20 protein-coding genes and 1 pseudogene are annotated in these 25844 nt (G+C 51.6%); 8 read left to right on the top strand and 13 right to left on the bottom strand.

The genetic code is table 11. From position 1 onward, the window contains the following. Positions 1–105: 105 nt before the first annotated feature. Positions 106–2709, bottom strand: coding sequence for a bifunctional aconitate hydratase 2/2-methylisocitrate dehydratase (gene acnB / locus INT21_RS02785; protein WP_193067872.1), 2604 nt, complete (start codon positions 2707–2709; stop codon positions 106–108). A gap of 521 nt (positions 2710–3230) precedes the next feature. On the opposite strand from acnB, the gene miaE reads away from it, so the two are divergent. Then, positions 3231–3887 carry a tRNA-(ms[2]io[6]A)-hydroxylase gene (gene miaE / locus INT21_RS02780; protein ID WP_038483807.1) on the top strand — a complete coding sequence of 219 codons (657 nt, stop codon included), beginning with the start codon at positions 3231–3233 and terminating at the stop codon, positions 3885–3887. A 30-nt stretch (positions 3888–3917) separates the two neighbouring features. Further along, positions 3918–7823 (top strand): AAA family ATPase, encoded by a 3906-nt coding sequence (locus INT21_RS02775; RefSeq protein WP_193060610.1) that lies wholly within the window; start codon positions 3918–3920, stop codon positions 7821–7823. Between the two features lie 8 nt (positions 7824–7831). On the opposite strand, the gene INT21_RS02770 is transcribed toward INT21_RS02775, so the two are convergent. The 4 genes from INT21_RS02770 to queC are packed head-to-tail and all read right to left on the bottom strand — an operon-like array spanning position 7832 to position 10303. Then, complete coding sequence (locus INT21_RS02770; protein WP_193060609.1) at positions 7832–8113, bottom strand: YkgJ family cysteine cluster protein; 282 nt, start codon at positions 8111–8113, stop codon at positions 7832–7834. After that, a complete protein-coding gene (locus INT21_RS02765) occupies positions 8110–8949 on the bottom strand; it encodes a 6-carboxytetrahydropterin synthase (protein WP_193067871.1) in 840 nt (279 codons plus the stop codon). Before INT21_RS02765 ends, INT21_RS02770 begins: the two co-directional genes overlap by 4 nt. Then, positions 8949–9593, bottom strand: coding sequence for a 7-carboxy-7-deazaguanine synthase (queE, locus tag INT21_RS02760; RefSeq protein ID WP_193060608.1), 645 nt, complete (start codon positions 9591–9593; stop codon positions 8949–8951). The genes INT21_RS02765 and queE overlap by 1 nt, the downstream gene beginning before the upstream one ends. Further along, positions 9593–10303, bottom strand: a complete 711-nt coding sequence (queC, locus tag INT21_RS02755; protein ID WP_193060607.1) for a 7-cyano-7-deazaguanine synthase QueC — start codon at positions 10301–10303, stop codon at positions 9593–9595. The genes queE and queC overlap by 1 nt, the downstream gene beginning before the upstream one ends. A gap of 203 nt (positions 10304–10506) precedes the next feature. On the opposite strand from queC, the gene INT21_RS02750 reads away from it, so the two are divergent. Beyond that, positions 10507–10923 carry an SRPBCC family protein gene (locus INT21_RS02750; RefSeq protein WP_125747528.1) on the top strand — a complete coding sequence of 139 codons (417 nt, stop codon included), beginning with the start codon at positions 10507–10509 and terminating at the stop codon, positions 10921–10923. A gap of 53 nt (positions 10924–10976) precedes the next feature. On the opposite strand, the gene INT21_RS02745 is transcribed toward INT21_RS02750, so the two are convergent. From INT21_RS02745 to INT21_RS02710, 8 genes are all read right to left on the bottom strand, one after another. Continuing rightward, a complete protein-coding gene (locus tag INT21_RS02745) occupies positions 10977–11216 on the bottom strand; it encodes a DUF2789 domain-containing protein (protein WP_193060606.1) in 240 nt (79 codons plus the stop codon). Positions 11217–11304: 88 nt separating this feature from the next. After that, a complete protein-coding gene (locus INT21_RS02740) occupies positions 11305–12375 on the bottom strand; it encodes an asparaginase (RefSeq protein WP_193060605.1) in 1071 nt (356 codons plus the stop codon). Between the two features lie 181 nt (positions 12376–12556). Further along, positions 12557–13756 (bottom strand): MFS transporter, encoded by a 1200-nt coding sequence (locus INT21_RS02735; RefSeq protein ID WP_193060604.1) that lies wholly within the window; start codon positions 13754–13756, stop codon positions 12557–12559. A gap of 8 nt (positions 13757–13764) precedes the next feature. Then, positions 13765–14268 (bottom strand): hypothetical protein, encoded by a 504-nt coding sequence (locus tag INT21_RS02730; RefSeq protein ID WP_038483828.1) that lies wholly within the window; start codon positions 14266–14268, stop codon positions 13765–13767. A 77-nt stretch (positions 14269–14345) separates the two neighbouring features. After that, positions 14346–15602 carry a DEAD/DEAH box helicase gene (locus INT21_RS02725; RefSeq protein WP_089038216.1) on the bottom strand — a complete coding sequence of 419 codons (1257 nt, stop codon included), beginning with the start codon at positions 15600–15602 and terminating at the stop codon, positions 14346–14348. A 272-nt stretch (positions 15603–15874) separates the two neighbouring features. Next, entirely contained in the window at positions 15875–16468 is a 594-nt protein-coding gene (locus INT21_RS02720) for a PqiC family protein (RefSeq protein ID WP_193060603.1), read from the bottom strand. 13 nt (positions 16469–16481) lie between these two features. After that, complete coding sequence (pqiB, locus tag INT21_RS02715; RefSeq protein WP_193060602.1) at positions 16482–18164, bottom strand: intermembrane transport protein PqiB; 1683 nt, start codon at positions 18162–18164, stop codon at positions 16482–16484. Continuing rightward, positions 18157–19503: a PqiA/YebS family transporter subunit gene (locus tag INT21_RS02710; protein WP_443602021.1), complete on the bottom strand. Its 1347-nt coding sequence runs from the start codon at positions 19501–19503 to the stop codon at positions 18157–18159. Before INT21_RS02710 ends, pqiB begins: the two co-directional genes overlap by 8 nt. A gap of 200 nt (positions 19504–19703) precedes the next feature. Here INT21_RS02710 and INT21_RS02705 point away from each other — a divergent pair, with 200 nt between their 5' ends. The 5 genes and pseudogenes from INT21_RS02705 to INT21_RS02685 all read left to right on the top strand — a co-directional run bounded on the left by INT21_RS02705 (position 19704) and on the right by INT21_RS02685 (position 25558). Further along, the gene (locus INT21_RS02705) at positions 19704–20678 is read left to right on the top strand and encodes a calcium/sodium antiporter (protein ID WP_089038219.1); all 975 of its coding nucleotides are present in this window, start codon (positions 19704–19706) and stop codon (positions 20676–20678) included. 215 nt (positions 20679–20893) lie between these two features. Beyond that, positions 20894–21097 (top strand): annotated as a pseudogene (locus INT21_RS02700) (cytochrome ubiquinol oxidase subunit I); the annotation flags it as partial. 49 nt (positions 21098–21146) lie between these two features. Beyond that, positions 21147–22826 (top strand): thiol reductant ABC exporter subunit CydD, encoded by a 1680-nt coding sequence (cydD, locus tag INT21_RS02695; protein ID WP_193060600.1) that lies wholly within the window; start codon positions 21147–21149, stop codon positions 22824–22826. Continuing rightward, the gene (gene cydC, locus INT21_RS02690; protein ID WP_193060599.1) at positions 22823–24550 is read left to right on the top strand and encodes a thiol reductant ABC exporter subunit CydC; all 1728 of its coding nucleotides are present in this window, start codon (positions 22823–22825) and stop codon (positions 24548–24550) included. Before cydD ends, cydC begins: the two co-directional genes overlap by 4 nt. Positions 24551–24565: 15 nt before the next feature. Beyond that, positions 24566–25558 (top strand): adenosine deaminase, encoded by a 993-nt coding sequence (locus tag INT21_RS02685; protein WP_193084838.1) that lies wholly within the window; start codon positions 24566–24568, stop codon positions 25556–25558. Positions 25559–25844: the final 286 nt, after the last annotated feature.

Below are 25844 nucleotides of genomic sequence, written 5' to 3'. Positions count from 1 at the left end.
GCAAGCAGGTTGGGGCGTTCGGTCATCGGCTCAAAAAGGAGACATTGTCATCCTTCTTGCGATGTTGCGAGCATCGGCGATAAGTTCTCGGTACTGCTAAGAGCATTAAGCTTCTTGGGCAACCGGAATCACGTTCGAGGCGATTTTTTGATACTCCTCGATTTCGTGGAAGTTCATGTAACGATATATTTCTCCAGCGAGTGCGTCAAATTCACTCATGTAGCGCTGGTACTCTTCTACGGTTGGAAGGCGGCCTTCCACGGCAGCGACGGCTGCGAGTTCCGCTGAGGCGAGGTATACATTGGCACCATCACCTAAGCGGTTCGGGAAGTTACGTGTAGACGTAGACACAACAGTGCTTTTCGCTGCAACGCGTGCCTGGTTACCCATACACAGTGAACATCCCGGCATTTCCATACGGGCGCCAGCACGGCCATAAATGCCGTAATAGCCTTCTTCGGTAAGCTGGTGCTGATCCATTTTGGTCGGCGGCGCCAGCCAAAGGCGCGTTTTCAGGCTGCCCGCAGGCTGTTTTTCAAGTAGTTTACCGGCTGCACGGAAGTGACCAATGTTGGTCATGCACGAACCGATAAATACTTCATCAATTTTTTCGCCGGCCACGTCTGATAGCAGACGTGCATCATCTGGATCATTAGGCGCACAAAGAACGGGTTCTTTAATTTCGCTCAAATCAATTTCGATGACTTCGGCGTAGTCAGCATCTTTGTCAGCACGCATCAAGCTTGGGTTATCAAGCCATGCTTCCATACCTTCGATACGACGGCTGATAGTGCGTTCGTCACCGTAGCCATTCGCAATCATCCACTTCAGCAGTGTGATGTTGGATTTAAGGTACTCGGTGACGCTTTCTTCAGACAGGGTGATTGTACAACCTGCTGCACTGCGCTCTGCTGAAGCGTCGGAAAGCTCGAAAGCTTGCTCGACGGTCAGGTCTTCAAGACCTTCAATTTCCAATACACGGCCAGAGAAAGCGTTCTTCTTACCGGATTTCTCAACGGTTAGCAGTCCCTGCTTGATGGCGTAGAGGGGAATAGCGTGAACCAGGTCGCGCAGTGTCACGCCCGGCTGGCGCTCACCTTTAAAGCGCACCAGTACGGATTCCGGCATGTCCAGCGGCATAACGCCAGTCGCAGCAGCAAACGCTACCAGACCAGAACCTGCTGGGAACGAAATGCCCAGCGGGAAACGGGTGTGAGAGTCACCGCCGGTACCCACTGTGTCGGGCAGCAGCATACGGTTCAGCCAGCTGTGGATGATGCCGTCGCCGGGGCGAAGAGAGACGCCGCCACGGTTCATGATGAAGTCAGGCAGTGTGTGGTGAGTATCCACATCGACAGGCTTTGGATAGGCCGCAGTGTGACAGAATGACTGCATGACCAAGTCGGCCTGGAAACCAAGGCACGCTAAGTCTTTCAGCTCGTCACGGGTCATCGGCCCGGTTGTGTCCTGAGAGCCAACGGTGGTCATCTTCGGCTCGCAGTACATGCCGGGGCGTACGCCGTCCAGGCCACACGCTTTACCGACCATTTTTTGAGCAAGGGTAAAGCCCTTGCCAGTATCAACCGGCTGGTCTGGCAGGCGGAAAACATCAGAAGGCTCAAGGCCTAGCGATTCACGCGCTTTACCGGTTAAACCGCGACCGATAATCAGCGGAATGCGTCCACCTGCGCGCACTTCGTCAAGAATCAGTTGGGTTTTAAGTTCGAAGGTTGTCAGTACTTCGTCGGTACCGTGCTTGCACACTTTACCTTCGTATGGATAGACATCAATGATGTCGCCCATTTCCAGTTTGGCAACATCCATTTCAACCGGCAGTGCACCAGAATCTTCCATAGTATTGAAGAAGATCGGGGCGATCTTGGCACCAAAACAGAAGCCGCCAGCGCGCTTGTTGGGCACGTAAGGAATGTCGTCGCCGAAGAACCAGAGTACAGAGTTAGTGGCGGACTTGCGTGAAGAGCCAGTACCAACGACGTCGCCCACATAGGCAACGGGGAAGCCTTTCGCTTTAACTTCTTCAATTTGTTTCAGCGGGCCAGTCGTGCCTTGCACTTCGGGTTCAATACCTTCGCGCTCGTTTTTGAGCATGGCATTGGCATGCAGCGGGATGTCTGGGCGCGACCATGCGTCAGGCGCAGGAGAGAGGTCGTCAGTATTGGTTTCGCCAGGAACCTTAAAGACGGTTAAGGTGATTTTCTCTTCCAGTGCAGGCTTGGAGAGGAACCACTCTGCAGCAGCCCAAGACTGAATAACGTCTTTAGCAACTGAATTGCCATTTTTGGCGCGCTCTTCAACGTCATGGAACGCATCAAACATGAGAAGGGTATGCTTGAGCTGTTCGCCAGCTTCACGAGCAAGTTCTTCATTGTCTAATAGTTCGACCATGGAGACGATGTTATAACCGCCTTGCATGGTGCCGAGAAGTTTGACGGCATGGATCTTATCGATCAGCGGAGAGGTGGCTTCACCTTTAGCAATCGCGGTTAAGAAACCTGCTTTTACATAAGCAGCTTCATCAACACCTGGGGGGACTCGGTTGGTGATTAGGTCAAGAATAAACTCTTCTTCACCTGCCGGCGGATTTTTAAGTAGCTCAATTAAGGCAGCGACTTGTTCGGCGTTCAGGGGCTTGGGCGGTACGCCCTCTGCAGCGCGTTCCTCGACATGTTGGCGGTAAGCTTCAAGCACGTTGGGGCCCTCTCATCTTCTTAATGGTGACGAGCGCATACCCACACGGTATTGAGTATGTGCCCGGACACGTGACATACGCTTGAAAAACAGCGTCTGGTGGATGAGGTGGATTCTACGGGAAACTGTCGACAATGTTAAGGCGGCAAGCTCCTGAGGGCCTTGTACTTTATGTTGAGGAGATGGTGTAGGGTTTCTTAATAGCGCGTTTTTTTCTTAATTAATCCAGCGGGTGGAAGTTTTTTACCGAACAGGCGTAATTGAGGGTGAGGGCGCGTGTGATTATTGTGATGCCGCGTTACCATACTGTTTGATTATTTCGTCGTATTATTATCACTACGACAGCTGAATCGCGGGTATTGTGGTGTGGAGCTTCAATATAAGCGTAATTTTATATTAGATATGTGCTATATAAAAAGTGCTGTTACGGCTCTTTCAACAGCGAGCGTAATGGCAGGGAACAAACGCCCAGGGCGTTTATATGTTGTACAATAGTGAGATAAGCGCTTGGTAATGGTGTTATGTCGATACAATTAAATATGTTGCAACCTGTAGGTCATGCGCTTCAAGCGGATGATTTACTGCCAGAATGTCTCCATCAGTTTCTTGCGTGCTCAACGCCTGATGCATGGCTGCAATGGGCGTTGGATAACCCAGAGATACTTCTTATTGACCATGCTCAGTGTGAGAAAAAAGCCGCTTCAACGGCAATGAGCTTGCTCTATCGTTACGTTGATCAGCCGTTACTATTAAGCAAGATGTCGCAACTGGCTCGAGAAGAACTCCTGCATTTCGAGCAGGTAGTTGGCTTAATGGAGAAGCGAGGCGTGGCGTACCGTCATCTTACTGCGTCACGCTATGCCGAAGGCTTGCGCAAGCATGTGCGTAGCAATGACCCTGAGCGTTTAATTGATGTGTTAATTATAGGTGCGCTCATTGAAGCACGTAGCTGCGAGCGCTTTGCGCGCTTAATTCCTTATTTAGATGAAGAGCTTGCCAAGTTCTATCGCACGTTAGTGAAGTCAGAAGGTCGTCACTTTGAAGACTATTTGCTGCTTGCAAGACAGCAAACATCGGCATCAATAGATGACAGAATCGCCTTTTTTGTGGCGCGTGAAGCGGAGTTGATTACTTCGCCAGATACGGCTTTTCGTTTTCATAGCGGTGTGCCTGCTTAAGCCACCGCTAGTCTAGGTAGGATATGTATCATGCGCGATGCTCGTGAGACAGACCAACTGACCCTGTTTGGCCATTTCTCTTTAGCACAAGGAGAAGATGTGCTGACGCACTTCAGTTATGACAAGGTAAAAGCGCTGCTCGTTTATTTGTTGCTGCACCGACAGCCGGTCAACCGAGCTTCCCTCGCAGAGTTGCTTTGGCCAGACCAGGGGCTGTCATCGGGCAGAACCAACCTACGTCATGCGCTTCACTGTCTGCGTCAGTCGATGGGGGACAATGCCGAGCAAGTGTTGAACGTATCTCGCCAGACCATCGCTTTTCAGTTGCCTGCCCACTGGCGGGTTGACTTGCACGAATTACAGCAATTGTTGGAAGGCCCTCGAGATTTGGCGAACCTCGAAGAGGTGATGTCGTGTTATCAGGGGGATTTGATAGAAGAACTCCAGCTTGCCAACTGCAGCGAATTTCAACGCTGGTTAGTTCAAGTACGAAACGAGTGGCGTCAGCGTGTTATCCGTTTCGCTGAGCAGGTGTTAGATGCCCACTCCGATGTCCCTGACAATCTATTGGAAGGTTTAGTCAGTCGCTTTTCTGGCTACGGTCCATTTCATGAACGTCTGGTACGTCAGTTGGCCGAGAAAAATCAGATGGCGGCTGCCCATGAACAGTACAACAGCTATCTACAGTTGTTGGCGCTTTCTGGACAGCAGCCCGAACCGAGCTTTCTACAGTTAGCTAATTATTGGTCAGATGGTCACCATGATCCGCGTGTACTGAGCCCGCAAGGCGCTTTTTCGCGCGTGTTGGCAGCGGATAGTAAGCCTCTTCGCGAAGATGAAATTGAGCTGCGCCAGTTATCTGTGATGGCTATCCGGCTTAAGTTACAAGGTGATTGGCAAGATCGCGCGGCTACCCGGAACTGTTTGGCGCTTCAATTAGAGCTACTGCGCTGGTTAGAGCAGCAGTGTCATCACTTAGGTGGCTTCTGGTTGCCGGGCGCAACAGGTGGGCTTGGCTTGGCCTGCTTTGGTACCCATGGTCCGGCTCATCAGTTGGCAGAGCTGGTTGCGCTTTATGAGCACTGCCGTCTGGCGTTGCCTTTAGAGTCCCAGCGTCACTGGATCGGTGACGGTGATCCTCCAAAATTTGAGCTCGCCGCAGGTCTTAATAGCGGAAGAGTGGTTTATCTACCTGAACGTCAGCTAGCTGACCCGCTTGGCCAAGTAACCCAAGTATCACTGGAGTTAATGAGTGCCGCAGAGGGTAGCGAGTTGGTGATCTCTCAAGAAGCCAGCCAGCACATGCCGCCTGCACTTGATTTGCAACCGCGGTTGGTATCTCGTTTAGTGGCGAGCGATGGCCGCGTCCGCTTGAGAGCGTTAGTGCTGGGAGTGAATGAGGGCGGTAGGGATGCGCTACCTCCCAGTTTAGTGGGTCGAGAAACATCACTACGCACGTTAAGAGATGCGTTGGCGAGGGCAGGCATTGGTTTGCGCCAGAGTGTGCTAGTACGTGGTGCATCCGGGATGGGTAAATCTGCGCTAATGGTGGGTTTTCGCCAGTTAGAACTGAGTCGTGATGCTGCCATTTGTTGGCAGCCAACGACGCGGCTATCGGTGCTAGAGCCCTACGGTGTCGCACGTACTCTGCTCGCTTGGTATGTTGAAGCAACGCCAACTTGTGAAGCTGTTCGTCAATTGCAAGAAACGCTCTCCTTAGAGCCTCTGGAGGATGAACGTCAGCAACTGCTTGAAGAAGCGCTCGGTGTGCGTGATGTTCAAGAAGTGGCCCAGTTAACTCAGAATGGTGAGGCTATTGAGCTAGTTGTAAAGCTGTTACACCGCTTAATCGATCATCTGGCCAGTTCACGGACATTGGTACTAATGATTGATGATCTGCAATGGCTTGATGAACCTTCATTCAAGGTGTTGGCAGGGCTACAAGCTCGGTTGCCGATCAATACAGCCTTCATGCTGGTCGCCAGTCACCATGGCCGAGAGCCACTGCCGGTCAAATTGCACTGGGATCAGCAAATTACCCTTGGAAGGCTGGATGCGCAACAGTCGTCTCGCTTGCTTTCTCAGTTATCCCGCCGGTATCGCATTCATTTAAGCCCACGGCTACGCAATCAAATCATTGAGCGTTGCGATGGGGTGCCGCTGTATATGCAAGAGATTTGTCGGCGTTTAGATATGGATCGCCGTGAAGGTCGTAGTGTGCAGTTTGATGAGCTGCCCAAAGGGTTGTTAGGACTGCTGGCTAGCCGAATTGACCAGTTGGAGGGTGATCGGGAAATTGCCCACGTAGCGGCGGTATTAGGCAAGCGTTTCCGTCTTGATTTTCTGCAAGAGTGCAGTGGTTGGGAAAAGCCGCGGCTGTGCCAAGCAATTGAGCACATGCGTCAACTGGAAATTATCGAGCCAGTGGATAAAGACGGGGGCGAGCCAGAGCATCAGTTTAGCCACCAACTGCTGCAAGAAGCCGCTTATCTTTCGTGCCCTAGGGATGTGCGGGTTAAGCTTCATCAGCAGGTAGTCACGCTGATTGAAGAGCGCTTCCCTGTATGGATTAGCCGCCACCCTGGTGATTTTGCAACCCACCTACGCCGCAGCGGCCACTACGCCAGGGGCGCTCGTTACTTTGAACTGGCCGCGCGGGAAGCCCTCAAGGTGAGCGCTAACCGTACGGCACTGCGCATGGCAGACTTCGGACTTGCTAGCCTGCGTCATGTCGATCATGAAGTTGAGCGCGAAGTGAGCCTGCTGACCGTGCGTGGCCAAGCGGCCTTCGCCTTAGAGGGGCATGGTTCGCCCACTGCGCATGAGAGCTTCGTGCGTGCGAGGGAGTTGCTCCGCCAGTCGGGTGGCGCCGCCACGGAAGATCCAGAAGACCTTGAGCAAATATTTTTGGTTAAGTGGGGCTTATGGGTTGGTCGAAGTCAGCGCTATGCCCACGCCGATGCATTTGCACTCGCCTCGACGCTGGCAGACATTGCTGGGCGTTTAGAGGATCCGCGCTACCAAAGGCTGGCAGATTATGCGCGGGCGCATTGCGAATACTGGGCTGGACGCATTCAGCAAGCGCATGACCACCTGGACGAAATTGACCCGCTCAATGCGCAAATGATGATTGAATGGCTGCCATTCTCTGATCACCCGCAAGTAACCGCGGCTTCTTTCCAAGGCTGGGCGCTCTGCTTGCGTGGTGACTACCAGCGCGCAGAGCGGCATATCTCTTCCGCGATCCGATTAGCTGAAAAAATTGGCCATCCAGGTACGCTTGCCATGGCGTTGATGTTTTCCGCTGCGCTTTATCGGCAGCTTGGCCATGTACATCTAGCAGCACGACACGCTGAGCGTGCTGCTGCAATGACGGGTACGCCCGATTTGCAACTGTGGCAGATTTCTGCCCAGGGGATTCTTGGCTGGCAGCGAGCGCTGGCGGGTGACCAGGGGGGCTTAGTGCAGGTGCGGGACAGCCTGGACCAGATGGCAGAGCTGAATGGGCGTGATCGCTATCAGCGTCCGGTCCTATGGTACTCAGATGCATGTATTGAGCTTGGCGAGTTAAAAGCGGCTGAAGATTATCTGGATCAGTGTCTGGTCATTGCCAAAGAGCGCACAACGCTCTTTTTACCTGAGTTGGCAACGCAGTTAGCTAAAGTGCGTGATTTGCTCGGGCACCCTGCTAATGAAGTGAAAGCGCTGGCTGAAATGGCCATTAATCAGGCCCGTGAGCATGGCAATCGCCATCAGGAGCTTGCGGCGCTCGAGCTTTGGCTGACGCGTATTGCACCAAACGACTTGCAGGCCAAAGAAGCATTTAGGCGCTTATTGAGTGAAGTGAGCCATAGTGATGCGCCAGTGCTTGTTCGCTGGGTTAGTCTGCTTGATAGACGGTTGCCCCACGCGGTAAGTGTTGAAAACGAAACCTGAACGGGTGACTAACGGGTTGATGTTTCCAGCCAGTTAAGTGTGGCGAGCGCCTCTTCTCGGTGCTCGCCACACACATCAGCATCATAGTCGAACCGCGCACACACAGCGGGACGGCTAGGATCGCCAAATAACCTGCATAGATTGTCATCACTTAACTGTACGCATCGAACGCCCGCCGGTTTGCCATTTGGCATGCCGGGTATATAAGAGGTGATCGACGGTGCAATACAGCAAGCACCGCAGCCAGCTCGGCAGGCGGCGGTGTCTGTTGCGAAAACGTGACTACTCATGGCGAGGCTTCTGCCGTCGCGCCTTTATCAATCCCCTCAAAGGCTTGAACCAGTGTTTTATGGCCGCTGTGATCTGCAATACTCTTGGCAAGCCATAACGCAATATTCTCGACGGTTGTCGGCTTGGGCAGTACACAGCAGCGTTCTTGAGGCAGCGTGATCGAAAATGTGCCTTGTGCCGACTGATAACGGCAAGTCAGCTTTTCATCAACCTGGCTTTCAATATCGGCCTGTTCAAGCAGGTATCGATTATCCAGCCATGCTGCCCAGCGCTGCTCAAGCGCTGGCTGACGTGCCTGCTGCTGCCAGATAAACAGGCGCGAGCGGTGGCCATGGGCAATCCGCTGACAGTTGCCGAGATGCCGTTTCAGTCCGTGAGTGTAGCCATAGGCAGCGCCGTCTATAGGCTCGTCACTCAGCGTTAGCGTGACACTGTGGACATTAGCTGGCCGTTGCTCTTGCTTCGTCAGCTGTGAGCTTAAATAGTGGGTGACACGCTCAACAGTGATGGTATCCCAGGGGAGCAAGGTAAATGCTTGGGCTGGCCCGCGAACTTCCATTTCGTAAGGAGTCGCTGTTCTAATGCAGATACCTTCAGCGCAGTCAGTAACCTTAATGCCGGGCGCGTTGACAGGTACGAGCAGCGTATGGTCTAGGCCACTATCGAGTGTGCGTTTGATCCAAGGCTTAACTTCCCCGAAGTCAAAAAGCATACCATCTTCGCCTAGCTCCCCATCCAGTTGAGCATCTACTTGCCAGCTACAGCCTACCAACCCTTTTGTAGGGCACCACAGTGAAACATCAATATGGCTGAGACGATTTACAAATAACGCCATTACTCAAATCCTGCAATCTTGTGCGTTTGAAGCGATAGCCGCCACTGGGGGTTAGCCATGCAATACTCGGTGGTTGCCTGAACCGTCGCGTGATTTCTCTGCGCTATGCCGTGGTCCATCGGCTGCAAAAAAAAGTGGTTGAAGTCCAAATTGGCGAATTGAGTGGGTGGCGCTGCAGATTGTGGGAAAACCAGCTTTAACTCATCGCCACGGGTGACCACCAATGAGTTTGTGCCCTTCGGGCTAACACATAGCCAGTCAATTCCTGGCGGTGGTATGACCGTTCCATTCGTTTCAACAGCCACTTCAAATCCATCGCTGTGTAGTAGTGCGATCAGCGGGGTATCAAGCTGGAGTAATGGCTCGCCGCCAGTGAATACCACGTAGGGCGTTGCTCTCCCCGCATGAACTGGCCAAAGGGCTTTAATGTGATCAGCGAGTTCACGTGGAGTGTTAAAGCGCCCACCGTTAATGCCATCCGTACCGATAAAATCGGTGTCGCAAAAGGAGCATTTTGCGCTGGCGCGATCGATTTCACGCCCAGACCACAAATTGCAGCCGCTAAAGCGGCAAAATACGCTGGCACGGCCTGCCTGTGCACCTTCGCCCTGCAAGGTATAAAAGGCTTCTTTGACGTGATACATCAGCTGGTAACCTGTGCAGGGGTAGATTCATACGCCAGTGGGTCTGAAGTATTGTTGGCTGCGAACGCCGCCAGCCGTTCACGGCAACTGCCACACTTGCCGCAAGCCAGTGGGCGCCCTTCATAGCAGGTCCAGGTATCACGGTAGTTCAGGCCCATTGCTAAGCCATCGCGCAAGATATCGGCTTTGCTCGATGCTAGATAAGGTGCATGCAGCGTTATCGGTTCAAAATTAGCGATGCCAGCGACCTGGTTCATTGCGTGAACAAATTCAGGGCGGCAGTCAGGGTAGAGAATATGATCACCGCCGTGGGCGCCGTAATCGACACGCCCCGCACCGATATTAACTGCCTTAGCAATGGCTAACGAAAGCAGAATCATATTGCGGTTAGGGACAACGGTGGTAGGGAGGTTATCAGCGGCGTAGTCACCTTCAGGCATTGATATATCTGGGTTGGTCAGCGCTGAGTTATCAATTAAACCGTGAATAGCACGTATATCAACGACTTGATGGGGAATATCGTGCTGCTTACAAACGGCTTTCGCTATGTCCAGTTCTTTGGCGTGGCGTTGGCCATAATCAAAGGAGAGCGCATGAACCTCGAGCCCTTCTTTAATTGCGCGGTGAAGAACGGTATAGGAGTCCATGCCGCCGGAATAAATCACAACGGTAGATGACGCGTCTGCGCCAGAGGTAGGGGGTAACGACATAATAATTACTCATTGGCCGGAGAATTTATTGAGTGCTTTAGCGTCGCGCTAAATGAGATTCCGGGGTCCGGTCCGGAAGGACGGCAGTTTACGCAATGCGGGCTTGCCTGGCCAGTGGTAGCGGCAATTGGTACCATTTTCTGTTCGGTATGCGCATGGGCCAACATGCTAAGCTAATCCTTCTAGTCGTAAGGGATGAATCCATGGCCACCATAGAACATAGCGAAATTATTAATGCTCAGCCTGAAAGAGTGTTTGAACTGCTGAGCCGAGTTGAAGATTTTGCTGACTATTCTGATCTCATTAGATCAATTGATACCTTAGGCGATAACCGTTATCGCTGGCATGTCCACGCGGTGGGTATGGATTGGTCATTTGATGTGGCAGTAACCGAGATCAAGCCACCTTATGTGCTGGCATGGGAATCATTGGAAGGCGTTAAAAACCAAGGTCGTTATCAATTGCGTGAAGTGCCGGAGGGGACAGAGGTATCGCTTACGCTGAGTTATGAGATCCGTAACCGATTGATGGAAAAAGCGGTGAATCGTGCTGCAAAGCCATTAGTAGGAAAAGTGAGCAGGCAAATTCTTGAGCGCGTTGAAGCTCGCCTCAACAGTTGATGGCTATATTGGCGCCGTTAGTGAGCGGCGCGCAAAGAGGTGTTCAGCAGCAATCAAGCTCGTTTGTGCATCGAGGCATCAAGGTGGTCGACAACTTCGGCCCAGTCGGCATCATCTTCCACGGCCTCACGAAGAAAATCAGCTTGGCCTTCGTTCCAGCAGGGTGCCTCCGCGAGCGGCATTTCTTTGGGAAGGGGGGAGTGGCGCTGAATAAAGTGCTCTATGGACTCTGCATCCGAGCGTAGCCCGAGTTGTTCAAATAGCTCGCTAAAATAGTGTACAGGCCGTTCCATACGCTGCTTTCCTTTTGGTTGTTAGCGTATGTTTAAACATAGCGTGTATAAGTGACTACGCCAGTGCGAATTGATCGACGTGCGGTGTTTAGCGCTCGCCGACAAGTGGCGTTAAAAATCGCTGGCGTCGAATGTCCATGGAAAGGGGTTGAGCCAATAGGTGAACGAGTTTGGTGAAAGCGGCTTCCGGTGTCATGTTATCTCCAGACAGTAGGCCCGCTTCTGCTAGACCGTGGCCCGCTGCGTACTCGCCCATATGAATGCTGCCCTGGGGGCACTGGCTAACCGCGGCCAGCAGTTTTCCTTCGCCACTGGCGTTAGCAATGACATCAATGATTGCAGGGTCGTTGGGTATATTACCTGCTCCCCAAAGCTGCAGTAGAGCCCCCTTAACGCGCGAATCACCGAGCAGAGCTTCCAATTGCCAAGGCGATATACCTGGCCACAATGCTAGTCTGATAACGGCGCCATCGGAGACGGCTTGATAGTCTGCAAGCTCAAAGCGGGGCGCGCCGCGTTGTTGAAACCCTAAACCTCTACTTGGGTAATAAATGAAGTCATCGCCAACGCGTTCACCGATACAGGGGTAGCTTGGTGAGATAAATGCATCTAAGGATTCCGTGTGTTGTTTAATCGCTCGTGCCCCCCTCAGAAGGCGATTTGAAAAATAGATCGCCACCTCTTGTAACTCAACGTTTGCAGCAAACCTTAATGCTCCGTAAAGGTTGCCGATTGCATCGCTATCAATCATTTCAAGAGGATGCATAGAGCCTGTTAACACAACCGGGCGGTCAATCCCCTGTAGCTGATAGGCAAGACTCGACGCGGTCCAGCTTAGGGTATCCGTGCCGTGGATAACGACAAATCCACGGTAGTTGGCTAAGTGGGCTGCAATATCGTTGGCAATCTGTTGCCAAGTCAGCGGCGTCGCTGCACTTGAGTCGATCAATGACGCATAACTAAGCACGTCATAAGCGGGAAGGGCATGTTGGTGCAGTATAGGAAGCTGGCTTAGTGCGTCTGCCATGCGATCTTGAAAGTTCCCCCCTGGGGCTAGTCCCTTTACATTTGGCTGCATGCCAATGGTGCCGCCAGTATAGATGACCAGCACACGTTCTTGAGTGGGGGCGGCGTTTGCCAGGGGAGAAGTGATGCTCATAGCCGTTTCCTGAATTGGGCGAATCTAAAAGGGTCTTTCTCAATCGTAGCGTCTAAGTACGTGTGTCTAAGTACGTGTGTCTAAGTGCTTGTGTCTAAGTACCTGTGCCTAAGTGTCCGTGCCTCTGTATGCTATTGAAACAGGCTCTGCAAACTGAGGCAGGTATTGCCTTGCACGACGGCTAACCGCGATGTACTAACAACTCACCGCTATGATCGTCTAATTGGCGGTTACGCCCAGCCAATAAGGCAAATCCGCAACAAATAACAATTAGCAGAATAAGCAGCCATGCTATGTGGGCTAACTCTGCTCCGGCTTGCAGCATCAGACCAACCCCAAAAGGGCCTAGCGCTGCCAACGTATAGCCGCCACCCTGTACTAAGCCAGAAAGCTGCCCCGCGAGACGCGAGTTAGCCGTTCGTAACACCAACAGGCTGAGTGCTAAGCTGAAGCTGCCGCCTTGACCAATACCAAGAAGTACCGCGCCGGGCCACTTCCAGGCTAGTGGCGCAATAAGCAACATCCAAAGCCCTAGTGCAGTGCTAAAAAGAACTAGTAGTAAGGCAGGGCGTTGATCGTGGGTTAAGCGGGCTAGCCAAGGTGCGCCCAGTGCTGAAACTAACTGACACATGATTGAGATGGCCATTGTCCAGCCGGCCGCAGCTTCATCATAGCCTCTGTAGACTAATAAGGTGGGCAGCCAACCAAACACAATGTAAGCCATGGAAGACTGAATGCCCATGAACAGCATGACATGCCACGTAAGTGGCTTACGCATTAATTGGGCGAGCGAAGAAGAGCTTCTTGGCTTGAGTGGGGTGTGTTGGGCCGTTGGCATGTTGATCACCCATAGTGCCAGGGCTACTAATGCTAACAGTGACCAGCTCATTAGACTCAACTGCCAGCTGCCTAGCCATTGCATCAGCGGAACACTAAGACCAGCGCCTAAAGCACCGCCGAAACATAACGCCATGGTGTATAAACCAGTCAGAAGATCGGCGCTGTGGGGAAGCTCGCGTTTAACAAGCGCTGGTAGAAGGGTGCCGCTAAGGCCGATCGCGCTGCCTGCCATTGCTGAGCCAATAAAAAGCGCGCCAGGCACTGGCATGCCTCTTAAGATTAAACCGCAAGTTAATAAAAGCAGTGCACTACTCAGGGCCCGTTCGCTGCCCAACTGTTTAGCCAATAGGGGAGCAAGTGGGGCTGACAAGCCTAAAAAAAGCACGGGCAACGTGGTTAAAATGCCCGCTGATGCAGGACTTAACCCCGCAGTTTCTTGCAGTCGGGAAAGCAGCGGCGCAACTGATGACATAGCAGGGCGTAAATTAAGCCCTACTACGAACATCAGAACAATAAAGGTGTATGTGCGACGAGAAGCCATGCTGACATTTACTTGAGGTGGGGGCGTAAGTCGCCGCGTACCGCATCAAGCAGGGTAATGAAATGATAATCTTGCTGCGTGTCTAAGCAGTCTACGCGCACCTCGGTACGCATCCCCTTATCAATATTCAGCTTGTCGTAGATTTCGAGGGTTAATTTACGTGCAGGTTTATCCCCAGGTGTAATAATGCCGTCTTCCAGCGTAAAGGTTTCCAGTAACGTTACCCGTACTCGCGTGCTGCTCTCTTCGCTAAGTACCCGTCGTACAAATAACCATCCTTCACAGGGTAGCGATTCGTTATCATTACGTTCACGTAAGAAAAGTGTGCGATAACAAGCGCCCTCTGTAGAGGCTTTTTCAGCCATGCTGCGATACGCCTGCAGCACTTGTCCAGCCGATGCCCGGGCATCTTCTAGCCGCTGTGAAATACCTTGGTGCTCACGGCTTAGTTGCTCCTGGCGTTGAAAGGTAAGCCACTGGCGGTAATCGTTAATAAGTTGAGACGACGCCATAATCACTCCATGAATAAGTTAAGCTGTGCCAGCGGAATACGCGAAGCGACAACCTTCGCATATTCCTAAGCTAAGGGCTAGCGACGGGCGCGACGACGACGTTCACCGCCTGTATTAGCTGCTTGCCCTTCCGGTTTACGTTTGGCGCGGGGCTGCTTCTGACCACGGCGGCCATTTTCAATCGGCTCGGGCTTGGCGTTTGGATCAGGTTCAAAACCGGGTTCGATACGTTTAGGCAGGTTTTGCTTGATAAGACGCTCAATCCCACTCAGCAAGCCGTGTTCGTCGACACATACGAGCGAAACTGCTTCGCCATCGCTGCCCGCTCGGCCGGTGCGTCCAATACGGTGAACATAATCCTCTGCCACATTGGGTAAGTCGAAATTAACGACATGGGGAAGTTCGTTGATATCTAGCCCGCGAGCGGCAATGTCAGTGGCGACAAGTACCTGCAAATCACCGCTTTTGAAAGCACCTAGTGCACGTGTTCTAGCCCCTTGGCTCTTATTGCCATGGATGGCCATGGCGGGTATGTCTTGCTTAGAGAGCTGCTCTGCTAAGCGGTTCGCGCCATGTTTGGTGCGTGTGAAAACGAGTACCTGAAACCAACCATGCTGCTGAATTAAATGGGCCAGCAGCTCGCGTTTTTTATCACGATCTACTCGGTAAATGGTTTGCTCAATTTTTTCAGCGGTCGTGTTGCGAGGTGCGACTTCTATTAACGCTGGGTTGTTGAGCAGCTGTTGCGCCAATAACTGTATGTCGTTGGAGAATGTTGCAGAGAACAGCAGGTTTTGACGCTGTTTCGGTACTAAGCGCAATAGACGCTTGATATCATGGATGAATCCCATGTCGAGCATGCGATCAGCTTCGTCGAGCACCAGGATTTCTACGGCCGATAGATCCACGTGGCCCTGCTGATGCAAGTCTAGTAGCCGACCTGGCGTGGCGACCAACACATCAAGCCCCGCTTTGAGTGCATCCACTTGTGGCTGTTGGCCAACACCGCCGAAAATAATATGCGAGCGTAAAGAGAGGTGCTTGCCGTAAGCGGTTACGCTTTCGCCTACCTGGGCAGCAAGCTCGCGCGTAGGCGTGAGCACTAACGCGCGTACTTGGCGTTTGCCGGGGCGCTTGCCATTCGCTAACCGCTGTAACATGGGCAACGTAAAGCCAGCGGTTTTGCCTGTGCCAGTTTGTGCACTGGCGAGCATGTCGCGACCTTCAAGTACAACGGGTATAGCTTTTTGTTGAATAGGGGTAGGCTGCGTATAGCCCTGCGCGGTAACCGCCCGTAGTAAATCGTCGTGCAGACCAAGTTCAGAAAAGCTCATGCGTTCTCCGCAATCGCTTAGTAAGTGACGCCGCTTGGCGTCGTCGTTACTGAGCGTAATGTTCAAAAAGCGAGGATGGTACACCTTCGCGGCAGCGAAGTTTGCCAGATAAAGCACGCTGCCGCGATGGTCATTTTTTTGCCGATCAAGACGGTGAAATAGACATTGGCTTGAATCGGGGGTGACGTGGTGATGCTGAAAGATGACTCCTTTAGTATATCATGGATACTTCATTTCAGCGTTTAACCTAGAGGCTGGATGCCTTACTGATGTCACATCTGAAAATAATTTCCTTCGCGGATCTCGTTGGCGATTTGCAGGGCCACCTTATCCCAGCTTTCGCCAAGTGAGCGAACGAGAGCAGGGTAGCCGTCCTGCTGGAGCTCGGTCTCTGCAGAAAAACTTTTTAGCGCAAGTAGGTTGTTATCTGCGCCGCGTAACTGCCATTGGCCACTGGTGACCGCTCGCCCGTCGTGCCGCCCCTGAAATTGATCAACTTCAAGTAGTAATGTGAGCGCTTCAGGTGCATTGCCATCCGCATGAACGACCTGAATGGACGTGAGTTCTTGGGATAGTTGAGCACGTAATGCACGTTCTAATTGGCGTCCAATACTTTCAGCCCATTGGTGTTCGCGGGCTTCAATTAGGGTGATGTCATCAAGCTGCATGACGATGCCGTCCACATCCAGATAATGTGCTAAACGTGGTGCTCGCACTTGCAGTGTGCCGATCGGCTGGTTTGGCGAACTCACTGCATTTTCGCTTGGTAGCATGTAGCGAGAGGGTGGTGTGACACTGCTAGCGCAAGCACTTAGCTGTATGCAAAGGCCAAGTAGTGATAAATAGCGGATTGCCTTATAGCGCATAGTAAGCTCCTTCTTAGCGTGGTGCGCGAGGCACGGGATCTTGAGTATCCAGGTTGTCGAATAAGAGCGCTCTTGGGTTTTCATTTAATGTGCGAGTAAGTGGTTGTAAGTCGCGCATTAAGCGATCCAGCCGTTGAATAGCCGTTGTTAAATCCTGATAGGCTGGAGATGACGGTGATACACCTTGCAAGGTGTTACGCAGCTCCTCAAGAGTCGCATTTACGTTTCCGCCCACTGCCTGAGTATCGGGATCATTCAGCAACTGGTTGATGGAGGTGCTTACTTGGCGTATCTCGTTGAGCACACTTTCAGATGCTTGTAAGTTTCGGTCTAAACCTGCAAGTAATGGCTCAACTTCAAGCGCGTTTAATTTCTCAAGCAGGCTGGTTATCTGCGCTTGGATCTGTGCAAAGCCGCCAGCAACAGTAGGGAATACTGTCCGCTCGGAGAACATTTCGGCGACATATTCATCAGCTAAATCGCGTTGAAAATTAAGATCAACGAAAAGTGCACCCGTTAATAGGCTGCCATTTTTGAGTGATGCACGTAGCCCTAAGCCAAAAAGGCGCTTAAAGCGTGAGTCCCACTGTTCTATGTCGATGTCGGCATTCTCAATGCCCAACCGCTGAGGCTCGATTCGAATCAGCACTGGGATGGCAAACTGAGAACGCGAGTCGGGCTGTGGAGCGGTAAAGTTCCAGGGTACCGACGCAACCGTACCGATTCTTACCCCGCGAAATTCGACGGGCGCACCTTTCGATAATCCGCGAACGGTATCATCAACCAATAGCACGTACTCTAAATACTGATTGAAGGTTCCTTCCCGGGCAGTATTTTCATCCGCATAGAGATTAAAGCGTGCATTGGGTTCTACGGGTTGCCCCATCGGCAAGTCTTCTGGCACGCCAAACGTAACGCCGCCTCCCAGTAATGCTTCAAGAGACTCCACGTTGACACGTACACCATCGGCATCTAGTTGGAAATCAACACCGCTTGATGTCCAAAATCGAGTGCTATCCGTTACTAACTGGCCGTAGGGTTCTTCAATAAATACTTGGTGGTGCATGGTGCGAGATTCCGCGTCAAACCGAGTATCTTCAACTCGTCCTACGGTATAGCCCTGGTAAGAAACAGGGTCTCCTATACGCAGTGAGTTACCCAGTTGACTGACTAAGCTGATTTGCAAACCAGCCTGCCCAGCTGGGGCAACTGGTGGTGTATCACTTACCGTAAACTCGCGCTCAGGTTCATCAGACTGACCTGCCTCTAGCTGAATATAGGCACCCGACAATACCGTGCCCAGCCCGCTAATGCCCTCGCGGCCGATGCGCGGCTTTACCACCCAGAATCGGCTATCTTCCCTTAGCATCGCTTCCGCTTCTGGTTGGATGCGGGCGGTCATAACGGCATGGGAAAGGTCATCAGATAAGCGAACGTTTTGGACTCTGCCTATTTCAACATTGCGGCTGCGAATAAGCGTGCTGCCCGCTTCAATACCTTCCGCGCTGTCCATTGTTAGTGTAACGAGCGTGCCTCGGCTGGCGTAGTTGTCGTAGGCAAGCCACAGTCCGATCACAACAGCAACGATTGGCACGATCCAAATCGGAGAGAGCCGTGTTTGCGGTGATGACTTCGCACGATGTAAATCGTTGTTGTCGTTGGTATCGGCTTTCTTTGGTGTTGAATCATTAGCCATCAACAGTTTCCTTGGTGGCCGTGTTACGGCGTGTAGAGCGAGGGGGCGGAGTGTCCCAAATTAAGCGCGGGTCAAACGTCATGGCTGCTAACATTGTGAGCACAACGACGGCAGCAAACGCGAGCGCCGCCGGCCCTGGTGTAATTGACATTAACGACCCTGCGCGAATCAGAGCTACTAATATTGAAACCACAAATACGTCAACCATTGACCATCGGCCTATAAATTCAGTCAGCCGATAAAGTCGAGTTCGGCTTTGTGCGTTGAGTTCGTTGCTGTGCTTAATGACCATACAGAGCCAAACCAGTGCGACCAGCTTACCAACGGGAACAATAACACTCGCCACAAAGATAACCACGGCCACGGGCCAGGAGCCCATTTGGATCAGCTGTACAACCCCACCGATGATCGTTGAGGGTGATGAGTGCCCTAAGCTAGTCGTGGTCATAATAGGGTATACATTAGCAGGGATATACATCACCGCTGCTGCAAAAAGCAGTGCCCAGGTGCGTTGCAAGCTGTGTGGTAATCGTGGGTGGAGCTTTTCTTGGCAGCGCAGACAGTGCCCCTTGGCATGCTCATTAAGCCGATTAATTAGGCCGCAAGTTGGGCAGCCGGTTACCCCTTGGCTTGCCGCTGTCGTTCCTGTGAGAGTGCCTTCTGGCGCGAGGGGTTCTTTCTCTAAAGAGAACCACATCCAATCTGAATCAATGGATTGTGTCGTTAACAGTAAAAGGATGGCAAACGCGCTGAACGCCCAGAAGGAGATGCCTATTTCAATGTGTGCCATGCCAGCTATTTTTATCAAACTCACCAGCGCCCCAACGATGAAGACATCCGCCATCATCCATGGGGTAAGCCTCGCTAGTGAACGAGCGATGTCCCGACTAAACGGCATTGGATGGCCGCGAAGTAAACCAAACTGAAGCCAGATCACGCTAATTAGATAAATAGCGGGCAGCACAACAATGGTCATAATGACAGCGATAGCGACAACAGGCTGATGAAAAGCGATGAGCGTAGTGGCAGTCTGTGAAAGTTCTATACGATTACCAATGCCACTGATGCTAAAGCTAACAAACGGAAATGATACTGCTGCAAGTAGCGCTATCAAGGATGAAAGCGCAAGCGCCATGCTTCTCTGAGCAGGATAACGATGCCGCTTTACCAGCACATGTGAACAGCGTGGGCAAGATGCTTTCTCTCCAGAGCCGAGCGGAGGGAGTGCAGACACCCAGTCACACTCATGGCAGGCGCGTAAGCGTCTACGCTGGGCGCGTGCTTCAGGAGGGCGGCAGTCGACCTGTGGTGAGTTCACCCGCAAAGAAGGTCGTTTGATAAACTGAAAATGAGGCAACTGCTAATTCTCAATACGTTGAGGAATCCAAATTAGTACGGTGGGCAGATACTACTGTCAAATCGAGATTAATCTTCGCCCCGTAAAACAGCACTTGACCTAACCAACTAGTTAGACAAGGATGCCTCGGCAATGGTGCCTAATGATAGTGCCTAACATTACGTTATTAAGGAAATGAAATAATGTTGCTCCCTTTTTTGGCTGTAGTTTTGGGCTTGGTGCTTCTTGTATGGAGCGCTGAGAAATTTATCGATGGTGCTGCAGCTACCTCTAGGTGGTTAGGACTATCGCCTCTATTAATTGGCATGCTGGTTATTGGTTTTGGCACCTCTGCACCAGAAATGATGGTGTCAGTGTTGGCGGCCATGCAAGGAAATCCTGGTTTAGCGGTAGGTAACGCCTATGGTTCCAATATCGCTAATATTGGCCTTGTTTTAGGTTTTGTCGCGTTGATCGCTCCTTTAGCGGTGCATTCTGGTGTGATCCGTAAGGAGATGCCACTGTTGATAGGTGTCATGCTTTTGACGGGTTATATGCTTTATGACGGTTGGATTTCTCGCGGAGAAGCCGTCTTACTGCTAGGTGCGTTGGCGCTCTTTATTGGGGTTAGTATTGTTCGTTCACGAGGACAGCAAGATGATCCGCTAGTGGGTGAAGTAGCAGAAGCGCTGGATAGTAAGCCCATGTCTCGTGGCAAGGCGTTTATGTGGACGCTAGTTGGACTAGTCTTGTTGATCGCTAGTTCGCGCATACTGGTGTGGGGGGCGGTCGAAATAGCGGTAGCTTTTGGGGTTAGCGACTTAATTATTGGCTTAACCGTTGTAGCAATAGGAACATCCTTGCCAGAGCTTGCTTCTTCTATCAGCGCTTTGCGGCGCAAAGAGCATGATATGGTGCTAGGTAATGTCGTAGGTTCTAACCTGTTTAACAGTTTGGCTGTGGTAGGTCTTGCCGGCGTTATTACACCCATTGAAGTAGGGCGCGAAGTGCTAATTCGTGATTGGAGCGTCATGACCTTTATGACCCTCATGATGGTGTTCTTTGCTTTCTCTTGGCGGGGGCGCCCGCGGCGTATAAACCGTATCGAGGGTGGCGTACTGTTCTCTATGTTCATTGCTTACACTGGCTACATGGTTAGCATCGTAGTGATGTCCTAACTGCGTCAATGCGACACAGTTTTGAAGAAGCGCTAGTAGTGTATAACGTTTGTCACAGCATCAAATGACAACACATTCGAATCTCAGGCCTAGTTGCTGTGTCGCTGCATCGTGCCTAGAGCCCATGCTCATTGCTAAAGTGCAGCACCAGTAAGGCTTAACTAAGCTTGTGTGGCCCAGCAGTGGGATGCTTATCCAGGTCTTAGGAGAGTGTGATGGAGCTTGCCCTCTGCGTACTATCGCGAATTCAGTTCGCCTTTGTGGAGTATTTCCATGCAATTTTTCCAGTTTCTACTATCGGGCTGGTCTCCTATATAGCATTACTCCATGGGCTTTTCTTTAAAACCCAAAACCCAGCTTGGGACCGTCTTTCGCTATTTTGGACAAAAGTGTTTGCGGTTGTCTTTAGCTTGGATGTATCCATTGCTGGCAAGGCGCGACCATCAAATGAGGAGTGCCACTAACCTTATGGCTACCTCTCAATCAGGTCAGGTAATACCCTTAACTTCACGCTCATGGTTGAAATCTCTTGCTCGGCGTGAACACAAAAAGCTCACACTAGCCGCAATAGGTGGCGTGCTTGCAGGGGGGCTTACGGTTTTACTAGTGGTGGGGCTTGCATGGTGCATTGATCAGCTTGTCATTCATGGTCGCTCACCGGCATCACTGACAGTTGTTTTCTTGGGGTTGGTGGCAGTGGTGCTGTGTCGCTCACTACTCCAAGCAATGCAAGAAGCCAGTAGTGCAGAGGCAAGTCTTCGTATTCGCCAGCATGCGCGAGAGGAGTTGTTAAATAAGGTGGCGACGCTTGGCCCCGTTTGGCTTACTCGCCAACAGAGTGGGGCGATAGCGACTCAGGCGGTAGAGCATATTGACGCGTTAGACGGTTATTTCGCGCGTTTTTATCCTCAGATGAGGATTGTCGTCGCATTACCGTTACTTATCCTTTGCATTGTTGGATGGCTGGACTACCTTGTGGCCATCTTTTTGTTGCTTTCTGCGCCACTTATCCCGCTTTTTATGGCGTTGGTAGGTATGGGCGCTGAGCGTTTGAATCGTGATCAATTTATGGCCGTGTCGCGTTTGTCGGCCCACTTTGTAGATCGAGTCAGAGGGATGACGACGCTCCAGCTGTTTGGCCATACCAAGTCAGCACAAAAAGATGTTTGGTATGCCACCGATGACTATCGACGACTAAGTATGCGCACGCTGCGTCTAGCGTTCCTGTCATCCGCGGTGCTTGAGTTTTTTGCATCCGTGGCGATTGCGGTTGTGGCCATGTATGTCGGTTTTGGTCTACTTGGTTATATCGACTATGGGCCATCCTCCGCTCTAACCCTCTTCACTGGGCTAGCCGTTTTATTGCTGGCACCCGAGTTTTTTCAGCCTCTACGAACGCTATCCCAGCACTATCATGACCGTGCAGCAGCATTAGGGGCGGCTGAAAGTATCGTGGCAATACTTAATGAGCCAGATCTGGTTCCTTCAGCCACGTCAGTGCCTCATTCAGAGAATACAGTTATTGAGTTTTGCGGGGTTGGTGTTGGATATGAGGGGCGTGCCACGGTCTTGTCCAACCTGAACGCTACCATCCGACGTGGTGACGTGGTTGCTATCACTGGTGAATCAGGTAGTGGTAAATCATCCATCCTAGCCTTAATGGCTGGTTTTATGATGCCTAGCAGCGGTGAGTGCCGCTATCGTCACAGTGGTCAGGTTGCTTGGCTGGATCAAACGCCTTGCATTATTCAGGGAACTCTTGCCGATAACCTGCGCTTAGCGGCCCCTGAAGCTGATCAGGTGTCAATGGTACGAGCACTGCAACGGGCAGGGCTGGGTGAGTTGTTATCCCAGCTACCAAATGGTCTGGAAAGCCTGGTAGGCGAGCGTGGTGTCGGACTGTCTGGTGGCCAAGCACAGCGTCTTACGCTGGCGCGTGTCTACCTTAGCGAGGCGCAACTGGTTTTATTAGACGAACCGACGGCAAGCCTAGACGCTATCACTGAGAAGGTTGTCATTCAGGCACTGCTAGATTGGGCAAAGGAAGGCCGTACGCTAGTTATTGCAACGCACCACCCTGCGCTGGTAGCCGTTGCTAATCGTCATTTTACCTGTGAAGCCGGTCAGCTTATTGAGGCGACGGTATGAAGCAGTTTTATCGCGATATGAAACCATGGCTGCTCATAATGCTGCGTCGTCGTCAGCGTTTCTTTATGGGGGCATTGTTAGCGTTGGTGACGCTCCTGGCAGGTCTTGCACTGTTAGGGCTTTCGGGTTGGTTTATTGCCGCGTGTGCGTTGGCTGGCATCGCGTTGGCAGCTGGATTGCCCGTTACTTTGGATATTTATGTTCCCGGTGGCGGTATTCGTTTTTTTGCACTGCTGCGAACGGTGGCACGTTACGCGGAGCGTCTTTATAACCACAATACCGTACTGACATTATTAGCTGATTTGCGCTACCGCGTATTTGGCGATTTAACCAGGTTGGATGAGGCAACCCTTAAGCGCCGCCGCGCGAGTGAATGGCTAAGTCGCTTAACGTCGGATATTGATACGCTTGACAACCTGTATCTGCGCTTGCTTATCCCTCCGTTAGTTGGGCTGTTAAGCATCCTGGTGGTATCTGGCTTTATCGCTATTTGGGTGCCAGTGTTGGGTGGTTTGATAGCCGCTGTGTTGAGCGTGCTATGGCTTGTAGTGACGCTTGGCTATGCGTGGTTGGGGTTTGGTAATAGCCACCAGCAAGTTAGCGACCAAGAAGAGTTACGCCGTCTAGTGCTTGATCAAGTACAAGCGTCGGCTGAGCTAATGAGTTACCAAACTAATCCTTGGTACCGTACGCGGATTAATCAGCACGAAGACCAAGCGCTAAGTAATCAGCGTCAGCTTGCTTATAAGTCGGCCATTGGCAACGCGCTAGTATTAGCGGTGACCGGCGTATTGTTGGTGGGCGTATTATGGCTGGGCAGCTTCATTGTAGAGGCCGGCCACGTGGCGGGGCCTATCATTGTTATGGCGGTTATCGCCGTGCTGGGTATAAATGAAGTATTCACTACGCTGCCTAACGCCTTTCTAAAAGTCGGTGCTAGCTATGGCGCTGCTCGACGATTAAATGCACTGAGCAGCATAATGACTGAGGCGCCGTCGTTGGCCTTGCCTAATGCTTCTCGTGGGCATTCAGTGGCGTTTTATAATGTTTCGTTTCGCTATCCCGATACAGTCTATTCGGTGCTGTCTGAGACTACATTTACCTTGCCTGCCGGGAAGCGAACAGTGGTGACGGGTATCTCTGGGGCAGGCAAGTCAACGTTGGCTAACCTTGTTATGGGTAGAATATCGCCTTCAGAGGGGCAGGTTTACGTTGCCAGCTGTGCGCCTTCTAACGTTACTGTGGAAAGCCGTGCCAAGCATTTTGCTTTGCTCACGCAGCAGGTTGATCTTTTTGATGGATCGTTAGCGGCGAATCTGCGTATCGCGAACCCTGAGGCAAGCGATGATCAACTGTGGGAAGCTCTCTCTCAAGTCGCCCTAAAAGATTGGGTAAAGCAGCAACCCAATCAGCTTATGACTCAAGTCGGCGAAATGGGGCAGCAGCTCTCAGGTGGGCAAGCGCGAAGAGTGGCATTGGCTCGTGTTTTTTTGCGGGATCCAGCAGTCGTGCTTTTAGACGAACCCTTTGCCGGTGTGGATGCCTTCACCGCTATGCATATTGCTAAATCTCTTGACCATTGGCTCACTGGTCGAACAGCGATCTATTTTATTCACCAAGTAGAATGCCCGTCGTTGCTGCCTGGCGTTAACTACCACTGGCGACTTGCTGGGGGGAAGTTAAATACGGATACTCTTGATAATGTTGGAAATAATTTATCCTAATGACAGGAGTTTCGTATGCATGAATTTCTTCTTCAACTCCCTAAGGTAGAGCTTCATTTGCATATCGAAGGCTCACTAGAGCCTGAGTTAATGTTTGAACTTGCCAAGCGAAATGGTATTGAGCTTCCTTACGCTACGGCTAAAGAGGCAAAAGCGGCTTACGAGTTCGATGACCTACAAGGGTTCCTAAATCTTTATTACCAAGGCATGAATGTGCTGCGCACAGAGCAGGATTTTTATGACTTGGCGATGGATTATTTTCAGCGTGCTCGTGGTGAAGGGGTGGTGCACATTGATATGCATTTTGACCCTCAGGCCCATCTCCAGCGTGGCATTCCTCTTGAGGTTGTGATGGCGGGATTGCTTCGTGCGAAAGAAGAGGCAGAGGCTACGCTTGATCTGTCTGTTGGTATGATTATGGCTTTTTTGCGTGATCGTCCGGCTGAAGAAGCGCTCAGCGTGCTCGAAAACGCTGCTCCATACTGGAAGTTTTTAGATGCGATTGGTTTAGACAGCGCAGAGCGTGATAATCCCCCGGTAAAATTCCAGGCACTGTTTGCGCGAGCTAAAGAACTTGGCTTGGTGCGTGTTGCCCATGCAGGAGAAGAAGGACCCGCCGAATATATTGCTGAAGCGATGGATCTCCTCGATGTTCAGCGAATTGACCATGGGGTTCGCTGCCTCGAAAGTGACACGGTGGTTAAGCGACTCAGAGAGCGTCAAATCGTACTAACGGTTTGCCCGCTGTCTAATGTCAGTTTGAAAGTAGTTGATGATCTTCGAGATCACCCTCTTCCCCAGTTGTTGAAAGAAAACCTCAAGGTGACAATTAGCTCAGACGACCCGGCTTATTTTGGCGGTGGGTTGCTGACAAATCATGTTGCCTGTGCTGAAGCATTTGGCTGGGATGCGGAGGTGTTCCGTATGCTGAACCGTAATGCAATTGAAGAAGCTTTTGTTGATGAGCCACGTCGCCAAGAGCTTTTGCAACGTCTTGAGTTGGTATGAAAGAACCGCCGACCTCGTGTTGATGGTGGCTTATGTAAATCGCTTCCCATCTCACCGTCGGCCAGCATAGGGTTGGTTGCTACCCGTAATGACGTTCCTACTAGACAAACTATCTTCTTAAGTAGTCGCCTATCTTCTTTCTAGGTGGCTATCAAACAAGATAAAAAAGTGTTGACGAATAAATAGAAATGGGTAGAATACGCCCCACATCGAACGGCAACGCCCTTCGGTAGCTCTTTAATAATTTGATCAGGTAATTCATGTGGGCGCTTGCCGATGAGGGTGA

Origin of the sequence: Halomonas sp. 3F2F (assembly GCF_014897805.1) — a bacterium.
Taxonomy (GTDB): Bacteria; Pseudomonadota; Gammaproteobacteria; order Pseudomonadales; family Halomonadaceae; genus Vreelandella.
This window is presented reverse-complemented; position numbering and strand designations above follow the sequence as displayed.